Here is a 15,090-nt window from a genome sequence, read left to right on the forward strand (position 1 = left end):
GCCGTCTATCCTTCGAGGCTCGCTAGCGCTCGCACCTCGGGATGACGGGTCCAAGTGCTGAGAACAGCACTCACGCCGCCAGATCGACCTTCGTCGCGACAGTCGAATCCGCGTTGAGCCGATAGATGACAGGCACGCCGGTTGCGAGTTCGCGCTTCAAAATCTGCTCGGGCGTCAGCTTCTCCAGCACCATGATCAGCGCGCGCAGCGAATTGCCGTGGGCGGCGACCAGCGTGCGCTGGCCGCGCAGCACGCCGGGCAGAATCTCCTTCACGTAATAGGGCAGCGCGCGCGCCAGCGTATCCTTCAGACTCTCGCCGCCGGGTGGCGGTACGTCGTAGGAGCGGCGCCAGACCAGCACCTGGTCCTCGCCCCACTTCTTGCGGGCGTCATCCTTGTTGAGTCCGGAGAGATCGCCGTAATCGCGTTCGTTGAGCGCGAGATCCTCCGTCGTCGGCAGTCCGGTCTGCCCGATCTCGGCGAGCATCAGCTTCAGCGTATGCTGGGCGCGCGTCAGGTCCGAGGTGAAGGCAACGTCGAACGTCAGCCCTTGCGCCTTCAGCTTGCGGCCGGCCTCCTTGGCTTCCGCGATACCCTGTTCGGTGAGGTCAGGATCTTTCCAGCCGGTGAACAGGTTCTTCAAATTCCATTCGCTCTGGCCGTGCCGCACAAGCACGAGAAGACGGTCGCTCATTGAAAGGATTTCCGTTGTTCGTTTCGAATTGGATTAGAAGTCGGCAAGCCCGAGCACATCGGTCATCGTATAGAAGCCGGGCTTCCGGCCGTGCGCCCATAGCGCGGCCTTGACCGCGCCCTGCGCGAACATGGTCCGGTCTTCCGCACGGTGGGTCAGTTCGATGCGCTCCATGGCACCGGCGAAGATCACGCTGTGATCGCCGGTGACGGTGCCGCCGCGCAGCGCGGCAAAGCCGATGTCGCCCGGCCGGCGCGCGCCGGTATGCCCGTCGCGGCCACGCGCGGAACGCGCATGCAGGTCGACGCCGCGGCCGGCGGCGGCGGCCTCACCGAGCAGGAACGCGGTACCCGACGGCGCGTCGATCTTGGCCTTGTGGTGCATCTCGACGATCTCGATGTCGAAGCTTTCGTCCAGCGACTGCGCGACGCGCTTGACCAGCGCGGCCAGCAGGTTGACGCCGAGGCTCATATTGCCTGATTGCACCACCACGGCGCGCGAAGTGACGCTCTTGATCACGGCCATGTCGGACACCGACAGGCCGGTGGTTCCGACGATGTGCACGAGGCCGCGCTCGGCGGCGATCGCGACATTGGCGATGGTCGCGGCCGGCACGGTGAAATCGAGAATGCCGTCGGCATTGGCCGACAGCGTCCACAGGTCGGCCGAAAGTTTGACGCCATTCTCCGGCAGGCCAGCGAGCACGCCGGCATCCTTGCCCAGCAGTTCCGAGCCCGGCGCTTCCAGCGCGCCGGTCAACACCGCGCCCGGCGTTTCCGAAATGACGCGCACCAGCGCGCGGCCCATCCGGCCGCCGGCCCCCGCAACGATCAATCGCATATCGGCCATGGCTTTACCTCTCAACGGGGTATAGCCGGGGCAGGCGATTACGGCAACTTCCCGTCAGGTAGCGGGGTCCGCGCCTCCGGATAGCCCCTCAGGGCTGCGGACCGTCATAGCCCTCGATGATGATGAGATCGGCGACCGAATGCGGCTGCCGCACCTTGATGTTTTCCTGGTATTCCGGCGAGTGGTAGCAGGCCAGCGCGGTCTCATAGTCGGGAAATTCGATCACCACATTGCGTGAGCGGCTTTCGCCCTCGATGGCGGTGAATTTGCCGGCACGCACGACGAAGCGCCCGCCGAATTTCTTGAAGATGGCGGGGTTGGCCGCCGCATAGGACTTGTAGCCGTCATCATTGTGCACGTCGACGCGCGCGATCCAGTATCCCTTCGCCATCTCACTCTCCCGTTTCTTGCTTCGCTACTTTGCCAACGCCTGCGCGATTTCCGCCTGGACGGCATCCGCCGCCGCCTTCGGATCGGCGGCTTCGGTAATCGGCCGTCCGACCACCAGATAATCAGCGCCGGCGGCGATGGCACGTGCCGGCGTCATGATGCGCTTCTGGTCGCCGGTCGCGGACCCCGCCGGGCGGATGCCTGGAGTCACCAGGTTCATCTGGTGCCCGACGAGCTTGCGCAGCGCCGCCGCTTCCAGCGGCGAGCTTACCAGCCCGTCGACGCCGAGCACCTGCGCCTGCTGCGCACGCGCCTCGACCATATCCGAGACGTTGAGGCGATAGCCGGCGGCATGGAGGTCGCCGTCGTCATAGGAGGTCAGCACGGTGACGGCGAGAATTTTCAGGCTGGAGCCCGCGCGCGCTTCGACCGCGGCCTTCATGGTCTGGGGATAGGCGTGCACGGTGAGGAAGGTCGCGCCCAGTTTGGCAACGCTCTCGACGCCGCGCGCGACGGTGTTGCCGATGTCGTGCAGCTTGAGATCGAGAAAGACCTTCTTGCCTGACTTCGCCAATTGCTGCGCCAGCGGCAATCCGCCGGCATAGGCGAGCTGATAGCCAATCTTGTAGAAGCTCACGCTGTCGCCGAGCCGCGCAATCATCGCTTCCGCTTCTGCCACCCCGGGCAGATCGAGCGGCACGATCAAGCGGTCTTTCGGCGCGATATCGGCTGGCTGCATGTCACCTCACATCATGCGTTGGGAAACGTCGATCAACTGCCGCGCCAGCGCTTTCAGCGCGTCTTTGTCGGCGGCATGCTTCAGCCGGTCCATCTCGTCATAGGCATCGTCGGCGAACGGCAGCGCGAGCTGGTTCGGGATCACCGTCGCATGGCAGGCCGACAGGATCAGCCGCAGCGCCGCCAGCGCGCGCGAGCCGCCGAGCCGCCCGCCGGAAGCGGATGCGATCGCAAACACCCGCTCGCGAAAAACCTGGCCGCGGGTCTCGTGCACGTCCTGCACCCGGCTCACCCAGTCGATGGTGTTTTTCACCAGCGCCGGCACCGAGGAATTGTACTCTGGTGTCACGATCAGCACGCCATGATGGGCCGCCATCATCCGCTTCAGATTGACCGCGTGCTTCGGCACGCCGGATTTGGCCTGCAGGTCGCCGTCATAGATCGGCAGCGGAAAATCTGACAGCGAGATCCGCGTGATTTCGGCGCCTTCCATCGCCAGCGCATGCGCGGCAACGGCGGCCAGCTTCGCATTGAGCGAGCCGGAGCGGAGCGATCCCGGGATCACGAGGATTTTGAGCGCGGACATCTTTTGAATTCGTATTCGGGGCAAACCTGCCAACGCGAATACGTAGCAGGTATCAGCCCTTGCGATACACCCAGACCCGCGCGGGCGGAAGGTTCATCCAGATCCGCTCAGAGGCTTCTGTGGACACGCCCGGCAGCGATTTCGGGATCGGCGGCGCGACCGAATAGGTGAACTGCACGAAGGGGGCGCCGGGCGCGAGCGCCGTGAAGGCGTCGCGGATCAGTTTCAGGCGCGTCAACATCGGTTTGGTTACGAGCGGCAGGCCGGAGACCACGGCGGAGGCCGGCGCGTCCAGTACATCCTGCAGCGAGGTGCGCAGCGCATAGGCGTCACCCTGCACCACCTTGGCGTGCGGATAGCGGTCGCGCAGCAAGGCGCAGAAGCCCGGATTATATTCGACCAGTACGAGCCGCTTTTGATCGACGCCATGTTCGATCAGTGCGTTGGTAATCGCACCGGTCCCGGGCCCAAGTTCGATGACCGGTCCTTCTGCATCGACGTCGACATATTCCGCCATGGTCCGGGCGAGCAGCTTGCTCGACGGCATCACCGCACCCATGTGCAGCGGCTTTTCGATCCATGAACGAAGGAAGCGGACCTCATCATCGAGACGGGGCTTCTTCAACGCACGCACGGACGATTGCAAAGGCATGTCGCTACCAGGCGGGGCCCCGCAACAAAGCAGGGGATGTCAGAAAACGGTCATAAACACGTATAGGTCGACGGCGATATGGTCAAGCCAAACGGTAACGTGTCGGCCGCGCCAAAGTGCCCGCGATCCCGCGATAAGACCCTGTGCAGGCTGAATGAATCATGACTGCGGTGCGAGAACTGCGCTTCGCGCAGCTCGCATGCTGCGCGGATCAGGAGCCCGCGCGGTTGCCGAAGAAATCCTTGACCTTGGTGAAGAAGCCCGCAGCTTCCGGCTGAGTGGCGCCGGACGACAGCTTTTCGAACTCGGACAGCAGTTCCTGCTGCTTCCTGGTCAGATTTTGCGGCGTTTCGACCATGACCTGGACATACATATCACCGGTCTGGCGCGAGCGGAGTACCGGCATGCCTTTTGATGCAATGCGGAAACGGCGGCCGGACTGCGTACCGGCCGTCACTTTCACCTTGGTCTTGCCCTTGTCGATGGTTGGGACCTCGAATTCGCCGCCGAGGGCTGCGGCGACCATCGAGATCGGAACCCGGCAATGCAGATCGGCGCCATCGCGCTGGAAGAATTCGTGGGTCGCCAGCGACAGGAAAATATAGAGGTCGCCGGGCGGCCCGCCGCGGACGCCGGCCTCGCCTTCGCCGGCAAGGCGGATACGCGTGCCGTCCTCAACGCCTTGCGGGATGTTCACCGACAGCGTGCGGTCGCGCGTCACCCGTCCTGACCCTGCACAGTTCGGGCAGGCATCCTCGATCATCTGGCCGCGGCCCTGACAGCCGGGGCAGGTCCGCTCCAGCGTGAAGAAGCCCTGGGCTTGCCGCACCCGGCCCGCGCCGCCACACGTCGAACAGGTCTTCGGCTTGGTGCCGGCCTTGGCACCGGTGCCCGAACAGGGCTCGCAGGTCACCGAGACCGGAATCTCGATCTGCGCGGTCTTGCCCTGAAAGGCTTCCTCCAGCGTGATTTCCATGTTGTAGCGCAGGTCGGCGCCGCGCTCGCGTCCACCGCCGCGCCGCTGCCCGGCCATGCCGAACAGGTCCTCGAAAATATCGGAGAATGACGAGGCGAAGCCGGCGCCGAAGCCGGGACCGCCGCCGCCCATGCCCTGCTCGAACGCGGCATGGCCGTAGCGGTCATAGGCGGCGCGCTTGTCGCCGTCCTTCAGGACCTCGTAGGCTTCGTTGATTTCCTTGAAGCGGACTTCGCTGGTGGCATCGCCCGGATTCTTGTCCGGATGCCACTTCATCGCCAGCTTGCGGAACGCCGCCTTGAGCTTGCCGTCGTCCGCGTTCCGCTCGACTTCCAGGGTTTCGTAATAGCAGCGCTTGGTGGACATCAGTCAAACCCGCCCGAAGTTCGTCTTCATGCCGAAGGGTGCTTCTCAAAAGATGCAGCCATCGGCTTAACGAAAAATGACCCCCACCCTTCGAACGCTGCCTGCGCGCTCTTTTGGATGAGGGTCATGATCGAAAGCCCGCTTACGCCGACTTCTTGTTGTTCTTGTCGTCGTCGACCTCGGTAAACTCCGCGTCGACGACGTCATCCTTGGCAGCGTCGCGCTTGGCGTCCGCCTCGGCCTGCTGCTTGTACATGGCCTCGCCGAGCTTCATCGAAGCCTGCGCCACGGTGTTGGTCTTGGCCTTGATGGCCTCGGCATCGTCGCCCTTCAGCGCTTCCTTCAGGTCGCTGACGGCGTCCTCGATGGCGCGGCGTTCGCTTTCCTCGACCTTCGAACCGTGCTCGGCCAGCGCCTTCTCGGTGGAATGCACCAGCGCGTCGGCATGGTTCTTGGCGTCGACCGCCTCGCGGCGCTTCTTGTCCTCGGCCGCATTGGCCTCGGCGTCCTTGACCATCTTCTGGATGTCGGCTTCCGAGAGACCGCCGGAGGCCTGAATCCGGATCTGCTGCTCCTTGCCGGTCGCCTTGTCCTTGGCCGAGACGTTGACGATGCCGTTGGCGTCGATGTCGAAGGTGACCTCGATCTGCGGCATGCCGCGCGGCGACGGCGGAATGCCCATCAGGTCGAACTGGCCGAGCACCTTGTTGTCGGCCGCCATTTCGCGCTCGCCCTGGAAGACGCGGATGGTGACCGCGTTCTGATTATCCTCGGCGGTCGAGAACACCTGGCTCTTCTTGGTCGGGATCGTGGTGTTGCGGTCGATGATGCGGGTGAACACGCCGCCCAGCGTCTCGATGCCGAGCGAAAGCGGCGTCACGTCGAGCAGCAGGACGTCCTTGACGTCGCCCTGCAGCACGCCAGCCTGAATTGCCGCACCGATGGCCACGACTTCGTCCGGGTTGACGCCCTTGTGCGGCTCCTTGCCGAACAACTGCTTCACCACTTCCTGAACCTTCGGCATGCGCGTCATGCCGCCGACCAGCACCACTTCGCCGATTTCGGCGGCGGTCAGCCCTGCGTCCTTCAGCGCCTTGCGGCACGGCTCGATGGTCTTCTGGACGAGATCGTCGACGAGGGCCTCGAACTTGGCGCGCGTCAGCTTCATCGTCAGATGCTTCGGCCCGGTCTGGTCGGCCGTGATGAAGGGCAGGTTGATTTCGGTCTGCGTGGTCGAGGACAGCTCGATCTTGGCCTTTTCGGCGGCCTCCTTCAGGCGCTGCAGGGCCAGCTTGTCGTTGCGCAGGTTGATGCCCTGCTCCTTCTGGAACTCGTCGGCCAGATAGCTGACGAGACGCATGTCGAAATCTTCACCGCCGAGGAAGGTATCGCCGTTGGTGGACTTCACTTCGAACACGCCGTCGCCGATTTCAAGAATGGAGACGTCGAAGGTGCCGCCGCCGAGGTCGTACACCGCGATGGTGCCGGATTTCGATTTGTCGAGGCCGTAGGCGAGAGCAGCCGCCGTCGGCTCGTTGATGATGCGCAGCACTTCGAGGCCGGCGATCTTGCCGGCGTCCTTGGTGGCCTGGCGCTGGGCGTCGTTGAAATAGGCGGGGACGGTGATGACGGCCTGCTCGACCTTCTGGCCGAGATGGGCTTCCGCGGTCTCCTTCATCTTCTGCAGGATGAAGGCGGAGACCTGCGAGGGCGAATAGGTTTTGCCGTCGGCTTCGACCCAGGCGTCGCCGTTCGATGCCTTGACGATCTTGTAGGGGACGAGCTTCTTGTCCTTCTCGACCATCGGGTCGTCGTAGCGGCGGCCGATCAGGCGCTTCACCGCAAAGAACGTCCGCTCGGGATTGGTCACCGCCTGACGCTTGGCGGGCTGGCCGACGAGGCGCTCGCCATCATCGGTGACGGCAACGATCGAAGGCGTCGTGCGCATGCCTTCCGCGTTCTCGATGACTTTTGCAGTCTTGCCATCCATTACGGCGACACACGAATTCGTGGTGCCAAGATCGATCCCAATGACCTTTCCCATGGTCCTCATATCCTTCTTTTTGCGGCAGGTTGGCTGGGCCCTGGACGGCGCACCTAACCGAACCCCCAACGATCAATTACTCGCGATATTGCGACGGTGAGCCTCATATAGGAGGGGGGGTCCGCCCTGCAAGGACCGAACGCAAGCTTAGGGCCTGAAAAGGCTGACGTTTGAAAGATTGTGTCAACCCGGGGCGCGGACGCATCAGTGCCTCGAGCGACGTTAAGAAATCGGCAAGGCCGCTCATCGAGGCCGCTCCTCGCTCGCGCCGCCGGCGCGCTGCGCAGCCATGCGGCATCCTCCCGATCGACTGGCCCGGCCGCCGTGAAAGGGGGAGCGGTATTTGGCCGCTGGAAGTGCCTCAAAAAGAGCTCGGATACCGAGCAAAATCCTGCAAAAAGGCCGCCATATCGGTCCGTAGCGGTGGAACGGACGCCCTCCCTGCCCTGTTGCAGGGACATCAAAACCGCTAAAAGCGGGCCGACTGGAACGACCGTTGTCATGCCCGCAAGGCTTAAAGATTACACGCGAAATTCCTAGCTGCATCGTCGGACCACTGAACGGCCCCATGCAAACCCGGTAGACCTCCATGAAGCTACTTCGATACTGCGCTACGGTTGCCCTGATCGTTGCCGCCAATTCCGGCGCATTCTCCTCCGCGTTCGCCGCCGACCCGGTCTTTCCGCCGGGCGCCAGGGTGGGAATGACGCCCCTGGTCGGCCTCAACAAGGCCAGAACGTTCATCGGCTTCGAGACCGAAGACCAGGGCGTCAAGGTGCTGATCGCCGACCTCCCCGCCGAGGCCTATGGCGAAGTCGCCAATGCCTTCAAGGCCGCGCCGGGCGGCGTCGGCGGCATCAAGCCGGAAAGCATCGAGACCGCGGCGGGTCTCGCCTACTATACCGTCGAAAACGCCAAGGACGGCGCCGCCAATGTGCGCCGCTATTCGATGATCCTGCCCGGCCCCACCTTCTCCGGCTATGTCGCCGTGCAGGTGCCGGAGAACGCCGCCAGGATCTATACCGACGACGCCGTGCGCCAGATGTTCGCTTCCGCCGTGATCCGCAACGAGGTTCCGGTCGAGGAGCAGCTCGGGTTGCTGCCGTTCAAGATCAGCGAGCTCTCGAGCTTCAAGAACATCCGCACGCTGGCGCCGGGCGCAGCCCTCATTCTCTCCGACGGCGACGAAAAGACCGGCTTCGAAGTCGCGCCCTTCATGATCATCGGCCTGATCGGCTCGACGGCGGCTTCGCCCGACGATCGCGGCCGCTTTGCCCAGCAGATTGCGACCACCATTCCCGGCGTACGCGACGGCAGGATTACGATGTCGGAGCCGGTCCGCATCGATGGCCAGCCCGGCTACGAGACGCGGATCGACGCCACCAGCGGCAAGGACAATACGCCTGTCACCATCGTGCAGTGGTTGCGGTTTGGCGCCCAGACCTCGATGCGCATCATCGGCTCTTCGCCGCGCGACGACTGGACCAAGGCCTTTCCGCGCTTCCGCGCGGTGCGCGACGGCATTCATCCGCGCGGCTGATCTTAAAAATTCGCAAAGCCCGCCAAAATTTCGGGCTTTCGTTCGCACACCTATGGAACTTAGCTTTTCTCCCATCGGGTTCATGATCGGGGAGACGCACCATGTTCACACGCAGGCTGGTTCTGACAGATCTCGCCGCAACGTCCCTCGCCCCATCGAGCGCTCTGGGCCGCACCGGCGTCAAGCGCATCAAGTCGGACGATATCGCAGCGTAGCGTGGGCCAGGGACACGCGCTTCTCTCAAACCCTCATCGGGGTTGCTTTGGCGCTATCGCCATTTCCGGCTTTTCCCGCGACCACAAACTGGCGATCCAGGCCGCGAACTTCTTGTGCCTCATTTCGCACAGGCAGGCGATCGCATAGGCGGCAGCATTCGACGCGGCGACGACAGCAAAGAACCACAGCCAACCCTGCGCCCCCGGCACCAACGCGATGACAGCCATCATTATGGTGTGGTGGATCAGATACAGCGTAAAGGAGTAGTCTGCCGCGGTCCGGATGACCGCTGCTCTGCCAATGATTTTCGTACGTTGCGTGATAGCGATGAGCGAGCCAACGGCAACAACAAGTGCCGGATAGGTCGCGAGGTCATATTCGTGGTCGGGCACGACCTCAAACGCGTAAAGCGCCGTCGACGCCGCCAACAGCGTGGCGCTGGCCCATAATGGCGGGATCCATCGCGATAGAACGAAATAGATTGCAGCGCCGCCGAGCCAGAGCGCGAACAGTCCCGTTCCCACGTCATTCCCGTACGTCGATCCAAGTATGTAGCGAAAGGGTGTTTGACCGAAAAACAGCAGCAACGGGATCAAGAGGTAGAGGCTGCCACGGCGGACGAAAATGAAGAACGCCGCGCCGACGAACAGGTAGATGTGCCATTCGATTGCAAGCGTCCAAAGCGGGCTGGCCGATCCGAACGCTTCTCGCGGCATGAAATGGGGAAATATCCCGCGGTACCCTTCGTTCATCAGCAGGTTTGCGATCAGGGTCTTTAGATCGTAGTTGCGGGAAATCGTCGGATCGCCGGTTTGCAGGATGACCAGGCCATCCACCACCACGATGAAGGCGAGTGCAGGCAAGAGCCCTGAATAGATTCGGGCGAACCTGTCGATGAAGTATTGCTTAAAGCCGTATTCGGGAGCGGCAGATTTCCGGAACAGGGTCGCGGCAATCAAGAATCCCGACATGATGAAGAACAAGAGAACGCCGATGACCTGCATGTGCGGGACATCCGGCGGCCTGGCCGCTGCGCCGACCCCGAAAAATGCCAGGGCATGCCCGCAACAGACCATTTGCGCGGCCAGAGCGCGGCAAGCATCCAGCGTGATCGACGTGTCGTTCCTGGTGCTCGCTAACGTAAACATCCCCGCCCCTGATTGGCGGAACCTAGTTCTCCAACCAGACCGCGTAAACCCCGAAGCAACTCAATCAGCAAATTCCGGACAAAACTTCGACCAGTGGGAAGACGCCACGTGCTCGCGCTTCGAGCCTGTCATCGCCGTTCGGATACGAATGTTGAGAAGGCGATCGAACGCACCGCCACTTCGCCGCCCGTCGAAGGCCTCCGCGCACCCAGCACGGAAGGCCCTGTCAGACATGTGACAGGTTCTGACTCAGCTGAGTTGAATTCAGAACCTAGCTTTGCTCGGCCGGCGCCGTTTTCGCGCCGCCCTTGGAGACGGCGACCAGCGCCGGGCGCAGGATGCGTTCGCCGATCATGAAGCCGGCCTGCACGACCTGAACTACGGTCCCGGACGGGACGGACGGGTCGGGCACTTCGTACATCGCCTGCTGGAAATTCGGATCGAACTTCTCGCCGGACGGATCGAACTTCTTGACGCCGTTCTTCTCCAGCGTGTTGAGCAGCGAGCGCTCGGTCAACTCCACGCCCTCGATGAAGGCCTTGATGCCGGGATCGGCGGTCTCCTTGGCCTCGGCCGGAATCGCGTCGAGCGCGCGCTGCAGATTGTCGGCGATGTCGAGAATGTCACGCGCAAAACCAGTGATGCCATAGGCACGCGCATCGGCGACTTCCTTGGCGGTACGCTTGCGCAGGTTCTCCATCTCCGCCAGCGTGCGCAGCATCTTGTCGCGGGCCTCGGTCGCTTCCTTGACCAACAGCTCCACCGATCCTTCCTCGGGATCGTCGGGCATGATGTAGGGTTTTGAGACCACGGGCTCGCCGGTCTGGGCCGGTTTCACCGTATCGTCACTCGGCCGGTTGGGATCGGTCATAAGGCTGCCTTCTCAAAAAACGTATCTGGTTCGATGGGGATTTGCTGGGCGGGATATCGTGCTTTAGTGGCCGAAAATCAAGCGTTCCATGGCGTTTTCGAGCGAAGCATGCCCTCGGGCTCGATCCGGGGGTGCGCACCGGTTCGCATAGCAATCAAGTTTACGCAGATTGCGTAGACTTATCTGCGGTAGAAAACGCGTCAAAACAGAAAAGTCCGGATTGGGGTCAATTTGGGGCTGATTAGCCGCCCAGCATCCGGCTGACGATCCGGGCGGCGTAATCCACGGTCGGAATCACCCTTGCATAGTTCAGCCGCGTCGGCCCGATCACGCCGAGAACGCCGACAATGCGACCCGCGGCGTCGCTATAGGGGGCGATGATGGTGGAGGAGCCGGACAGCGAAAACAGCTTGTTCTCCGATCCGATGAAAATCCGCACCCCTTCGGCGCGCTCGGCCCGGCCCAACAGGTCGATCACGCCGCGCTTGGTCTCGAGATCGTCGAACAGCGACTTGACGCGTTCGAGATCCTCCAGCGCATGCAGGTCTTCGAGCAGATTGGCGTGGCCGCGCACGATCAATTGCCGGTCGTCGTTGTCGCCGCCGGACCAGCTCGCGATACCGGCCGCGATCACCTTCTGCGTCAACAGATCGAGTTCGACGCGGCTCTGCGTCAGCGCGGTTTCGAGCTCCAACCGCGCTTCGGCCAGCGTGCGGCCGCGAATCCGCGCATTGAGGAAATTGGTCGCTTCCGTCAGCGCCGACGAGGGAACGCCGGGCGGCAGCGCAAGCACGCGGTTTTCGACCTGGCCGTCTTCGCCGACCAGCACCACCAGCGCGCGTTCCGGCTCCAGCCGCACGAATTCGATATGCTTCAGCCGCGAATTCGATTTGGCGGTCAGCACCACGGCGGCGGCCCGGGTGAGGCCGGAGAGCCGCGTCAGCGCTTCGCCGAGCGCCGCCTCGACCGATTGCGCGCGGCCGACGGAGGCAAGCTGGCTCTGGATCGATTCCCGTTCCGGCTCGGTGAGGTCGCCGACCTGCATCAGGGCGTCGACGAAGAAGCGCAGGCCGAGTTCGGTGGGCAATCGCCCGGCCGATGTATGCGGCGCATAGATCAGGCCGAGCGCTTCGAGGTCCGACATCACGTTGCGGACGGAAGCCGGCGACAACGGCAACGCGATCAGGCGGGAAATATTGCGCGAGCCGACCGGCTCACCGGTGGCGAGATAACTTTCGACGATTTGACGAAAAATGTCGCGCGAGCGCTCGTTGAGCTGGGCAAGGCCAGCATGCGGCGCGATGAGGCCAATCGGATCGTGGTGGGCCACTGTTAACTCCTTGACACCCCCTAATTTGTCGCTCCGGCGGCCCAATGACAAGCGTTCCCTTTCCCTCCAAACAGGGCCAAAGGCCCTTGCCGCTGCGCACGCCCCCACCTACAAGCACCGCGAACGAATTTTCGCTCGATTTCGAAAGGATTTCCCATGCGGCCAAGCCGCCGTGCGCCCGATCAGCTGCGCCCCGTGTCGCTGGAACGCGGCGTGGTCAAATATGCCGAAGGTTCCTGCATGGTGAAATTCGGCGATACCCATGTGCTGGTCACAGCCACGCTGGAAGAACGGCTGCCGCCGTGGCTGAAGGGTCAGGGCCGCGGCTGGGTCACGGCCGAATACGGCATGCTGCCGCGCGCCACCCTGGAGCGCACCCGCCGCGAGGCCGCCGCCGGCAAGCAGGGCGGCCGCACGGTCGAGATCCAGCGGCTGATCGGCCGCAGCTTACGCGCAGCTGTCGACCTCGAAGCGCTGGGCGAGCGCCAGATCACGGTCGATTGCGACGTGATCCAGGCCGATGGCGGCACCCGCACCGCCTCGATCACAGGCGCCTGGGTGGCGCTGGCGGACTGCATCGCGTGGATGAAGAGCCGCAACATGATCAAGGCCAACGTGCTGCGCGACAACGTCGCCGCGATCTCCTGCGGCATCTATCAGGGCACACCGGTGCTCGACCTCGATTATGCCGAGGATTCCGAGGCCGAGACCGACGCCAATTTCGTCATGACCGGCGACGGTCGCATCATCGAGGTGCAGGGCACCGCCGAAAAGACCCCGTTCTCGCAGGACGAGTTCCTCGCGTTGATGGAACTGGGCGCGCAAGGGTGTCGCGCGGCTGGTGGACTTGCAGAAGCTGGCCGTCGCGTAGTCTGATCGCGCATGCACCGTCGAATCACAGGCCAGCTCGTGATCGCGACCCACAATCCCGGCAAGCTCGCCGAGATGCGGGAACTGCTGGCGCCGCACGGCGTCGAAGCCGTTTCCGCGGGCGAGCTGGGCTTGGCTGAGCCCGAGGAAACCGGCCAGACGTTTCGCGCCAATGCGGCGATCAAGGCGATCGCGGCCGCGAAAGCCGCGCAACTGCCGGCCTTTGCCGACGATTCCGGCCTCGTGGTCGATTCACTGGATGGCGCGCCCGGCATCTATTCGGCGCGCTGGGCCGGCGAGGGCAAGGATTTCATGGCCGCGATGAGCCGGATCGAGCGCCTGCTGCAGGAACGCGGCGCCGCTACGCCGGACAAGCGAAAGGCGCATTTCGTCTCGGCCCTGTGCGTCGCCTGGCCCGACGGCCACCTCGAAGAGGTCGAGGCCCGCGCCGATGGAACTTTGGTCTGGCCGCCGCGCGGCACCGCCGGTTTCGGCTATGATCCGGCTTTCCTGCCCGACGGGCATGTCAGGACCTTTGGCGAGATGACCTCGATCGAAAAGCACGGCCTGCCGCCGCTCGGCCTTGGCCTGTCGCACCGGGCGCGTGCCTTCGTCAAACTAGCGGAGATCTGCCTTGGCTAGTCGCGAGCGACCGCGCCTCAAAGAGGCCTTCGGCGTCTACGTACACTGGCCGTTCTGCCTGTCGAAGTGCCCGTATTGCGACTTCAACAGCCACGTCCGCCACGCGCCGATCGACGAGGAGAGATTCGCCCGCGCCTTTGCGCGCGAGATCGAAACAACAGCGGCGCGCGCGCCGGGACGCACCGTCACGTCGATCTTTCTCGGCGGCGGTACGCCGTCGCTGATGCAGCCGCAAACCGTCGGCGCCATCCTGGATTCAATCGGCAAGCATTGGCGCGTGGCCGACAATGTCGAGGTGACGCTGGAGGCCAATCCGACCAGTGTGGAAGCAACAAGGTTTCGCGGCTATCGCGCAGCCGGCGTCAACCGCGTCTCGCTCGGCGTGCAGGCGCTCGATGACGCCTCGCTGAAAGCGCTCGGACGATTGCACAGCGCGCGCGAGGCGCTCGATGCGGTCGCGATCGCGCGCACCGCGTTCGACCGCTACTCGTTCGACCTGATCTACGCCCGCCCCGACCAGGCGCCGCAGATGTGGGCGGACGAATTGAAGCTCGCGATTTCGGAAGCCGCCGAACATCTCTCGCTCTACCAGCTCACGATCGAGGAAGGCACGCCGTTCTTCGGCCTGCATGCGGCGGGCAAATTGAAAACGCCGGACGAGGCGGTTGCCCGCGCGCTCTACGATGTGACACAGGAAGTCTGCGCGCATCATGGCTTGCCGGCCTACGAGATTTCCAACCACGCCCGCGCCGGCGCCGAATGTCAGCACAATCTGGTCTACTGGCGCGGCGAGGAATATGCCGGCATCGGCCCGGGCGCGCATGGCCGCCTCGACATCGACGGCACGAGGCACGCGATCGCGACCGAAAAACGTCCCGAGGCCTGGCTGATGCGTGTCGAGGCCAATGGCCACGGCGTCGTGACCGACGATTTCCTCAACAGTGAAGAGCGCGCCGACGAGTTTTTGCTGATGGGATTGCGGCTCGCCGAGGGCATCGATCCCAAACGCTATGCCGCGCTGTCCGGCCGCATGCTCGATCCGAGCCGGATCGCCGTGCTGCGCGAGGAAGGCGCCATCATCGTCGACGCCGACGGCAGGCTGCGTGTGACGAAAGACGGTTTCCCCGTGCTCGATGCGGTGGTGGCGGATCTCGCGGCGTAAGCTTCGTAGCCCGGAT

14 protein-coding genes and 1 pseudogene are annotated in these 15,090 nt (G+C 63.7%); 4 read left to right on the forward strand and 11 right to left on the reverse strand.

Translation table 11 applies throughout. The features are described 5' to 3' along the window. Positions 1 to 70 precede the first annotated feature (70 nt). From V1283_RS37700 to dnaK, 8 genes are all read right to left on the reverse strand, one after another. On the reverse strand, positions 71 to 694 hold the full coding sequence (locus tag V1283_RS37700; RefSeq protein WP_334391648.1) for a 2,3-bisphosphoglycerate-dependent phosphoglycerate mutase: 624 nt from the start codon (positions 692 to 694) through the stop codon (positions 71 to 73). Between the two features lie 33 nt (positions 695 to 727). Further along, positions 728 to 1,543 carry a 4-hydroxy-tetrahydrodipicolinate reductase gene (dapB, locus tag V1283_RS37705; RefSeq protein ID WP_334391649.1) on the reverse strand — a complete coding sequence of 272 codons (816 nt, stop codon included), beginning with the start codon at positions 1,541 to 1,543 and terminating at the stop codon, positions 728 to 730. Between the two features lie 88 nt (positions 1,544 to 1,631). Next, complete coding sequence (locus V1283_RS37710) at positions 1,632 to 1,934, reverse strand: DUF1330 domain-containing protein (protein ID WP_334391650.1); 303 nt, start codon at positions 1,932 to 1,934, stop codon at positions 1,632 to 1,634. A 24-nt stretch (positions 1,935 to 1,958) separates the two neighbouring features. After that, complete coding sequence (pyrF, locus tag V1283_RS37715) at positions 1,959 to 2,672, reverse strand: orotidine-5'-phosphate decarboxylase (protein ID WP_334391651.1); 714 nt, start codon at positions 2,670 to 2,672, stop codon at positions 1,959 to 1,961. Positions 2,673 to 2,678: 6 nt separating this feature from the next. Further along, a complete protein-coding gene (locus tag V1283_RS37720; RefSeq protein WP_334391652.1) occupies positions 2,679 to 3,257 on the reverse strand; it encodes an NADPH-dependent FMN reductase in 579 nt (192 codons plus the stop codon). 52 nt (positions 3,258 to 3,309) lie between these two features. Then, entirely contained in the window at positions 3,310 to 3,909 is a 600-nt protein-coding gene (locus tag V1283_RS37725) for a class I SAM-dependent methyltransferase (RefSeq protein ID WP_334391653.1), read from the reverse strand. Between the two features lie 211 nt (positions 3,910 to 4,120). Further along, positions 4,121 to 5,251, reverse strand: coding sequence for a molecular chaperone DnaJ (dnaJ, locus tag V1283_RS37730; protein ID WP_334391654.1), 1,131 nt, complete (start codon positions 5,249 to 5,251; stop codon positions 4,121 to 4,123). A 142-nt stretch (positions 5,252 to 5,393) separates the two neighbouring features. Then, a complete protein-coding gene (gene dnaK, locus V1283_RS37735; RefSeq protein ID WP_247782275.1) occupies positions 5,394 to 7,295 on the reverse strand; it encodes a molecular chaperone DnaK in 1,902 nt (633 codons plus the stop codon). A gap of 589 nt (positions 7,296 to 7,884) precedes the next feature. Here dnaK and V1283_RS37740 point away from each other — a divergent pair. Then, complete coding sequence (locus tag V1283_RS37740; protein WP_334391655.1) at positions 7,885 to 8,835, forward strand: hypothetical protein; 951 nt, start codon at positions 7,885 to 7,887, stop codon at positions 8,833 to 8,835. A 248-nt stretch (positions 8,836 to 9,083) separates the two neighbouring features. On the opposite strand, the gene V1283_RS37745 is transcribed toward V1283_RS37740, so the two are convergent. From V1283_RS37745 to hrcA, 3 genes are all read right to left on the reverse strand, one after another. After that, the gene (locus V1283_RS37745; RefSeq protein WP_334391656.1) at positions 9,084 to 10,199 is read right to left on the reverse strand and encodes an acyltransferase family protein; all 1,116 of its coding nucleotides are present in this window, start codon (positions 10,197 to 10,199) and stop codon (positions 9,084 to 9,086) included. 271 nt (positions 10,200 to 10,470) lie between these two features. Then, positions 10,471 to 11,070, reverse strand: coding sequence for a nucleotide exchange factor GrpE (gene grpE / locus V1283_RS37750; RefSeq protein ID WP_334391658.1), 600 nt, complete (start codon positions 11,068 to 11,070; stop codon positions 10,471 to 10,473). 241 nt (positions 11,071 to 11,311) lie between these two features. Beyond that, on the reverse strand, positions 11,312 to 12,400 hold the full coding sequence (gene hrcA / locus V1283_RS37755; RefSeq protein ID WP_334391659.1) for a heat-inducible transcriptional repressor HrcA: 1,089 nt from the start codon (positions 12,398 to 12,400) through the stop codon (positions 11,312 to 11,314). A 156-nt stretch (positions 12,401 to 12,556) separates the two neighbouring features. Between hrcA and rph the strand changes: the two are divergent. From rph to hemW, 3 genes and pseudogenes are all read left to right on the forward strand, one after another. Beyond that, a pseudogene (rph, locus tag V1283_RS37760) lies at positions 12,557 to 13,271 on the forward strand (ribonuclease PH). Between the two features lie 11 nt (positions 13,272 to 13,282). After that, complete coding sequence (gene rdgB, locus V1283_RS37765; protein ID WP_334391660.1) at positions 13,283 to 13,912, forward strand: RdgB/HAM1 family non-canonical purine NTP pyrophosphatase; 630 nt, start codon at positions 13,283 to 13,285, stop codon at positions 13,910 to 13,912. Further along, the gene (gene hemW / locus V1283_RS37770) at positions 13,905 to 15,074 is read left to right on the forward strand and encodes a radical SAM family heme chaperone HemW (RefSeq protein WP_334391661.1); all 1,170 of its coding nucleotides are present in this window, start codon (positions 13,905 to 13,907) and stop codon (positions 15,072 to 15,074) included. Before rdgB ends, hemW begins: the two co-directional genes overlap by 8 nt. The last annotated feature ends 16 nt before the right edge of the window (positions 15,075 to 15,090 follow it).

It is taken from the genome of Bradyrhizobium sp. AZCC 2262 (genome assembly GCF_036924535.1).
Classification (GTDB): Bacteria; Pseudomonadota; Alphaproteobacteria; order Rhizobiales; family Xanthobacteraceae; genus Bradyrhizobium.

What these genes read in the sequence shown, in the direction of transcription:
- V1283_RS37725 (WP_334391653.1), bottom strand. Translation starts at nt 3,909, where the DNA reads ATGCCTTTGCAATCGTCCGTGCGTGCGTTGAAGAAGCCCCGTCTCGAT.
- V1283_RS37745 (WP_334391656.1), bottom strand. Translation starts at nt 10,199, where the DNA reads ATGTTTACGTTAGCGAGCACCAGGAACGACACGTCGATCACGCTGGAT.
- V1283_RS37740 (WP_334391655.1), top strand. Translation starts at nt 7,885, where the DNA reads ATGAAGCTACTTCGATACTGCGCTACGGTTGCCCTGATCGTTGCCGCC.
- dnaK (WP_247782275.1), bottom strand. Translation starts at nt 7,295, where the DNA reads ATGGGAAAGGTCATTGGGATCGATCTTGGCACCACGAATTCGTGTGTC.
- rdgB (WP_334391660.1), top strand. Translation starts at nt 13,283, where the DNA reads ATGCACCGTCGAATCACAGGCCAGCTCGTGATCGCGACCCACAATCCC.
- grpE (WP_334391658.1), bottom strand. Translation starts at nt 11,070, where the DNA reads ATGACCGATCCCAACCGGCCGAGTGACGATACGGTGAAACCGGCCCAG.
- V1283_RS37710 (WP_334391650.1), bottom strand. Translation starts at nt 1,934, where the DNA reads ATGGCGAAGGGATACTGGATCGCGCGCGTCGACGTGCACAATGATGAC.
- pyrF (WP_334391651.1), bottom strand. Translation starts at nt 2,672, where the DNA reads ATGCAGCCAGCCGATATCGCGCCGAAAGACCGCTTGATCGTGCCGCTC.
- V1283_RS37700 (WP_334391648.1), bottom strand. Translation starts at nt 694, where the DNA reads ATGAGCGACCGTCTTCTCGTGCTTGTGCGGCACGGCCAGAGCGAATGG.
- dapB (WP_334391649.1), bottom strand. Translation starts at nt 1,543, where the DNA reads ATGGCCGATATGCGATTGATCGTTGCGGGGGCCGGCGGCCGGATGGGC.
- V1283_RS37720 (WP_334391652.1), bottom strand. Translation starts at nt 3,257, where the DNA reads ATGTCCGCGCTCAAAATCCTCGTGATCCCGGGATCGCTCCGCTCCGGC.
- dnaJ (WP_334391654.1), bottom strand. Translation starts at nt 5,251, where the DNA reads ATGTCCACCAAGCGCTGCTATTACGAAACCCTGGAAGTCGAGCGGAAC.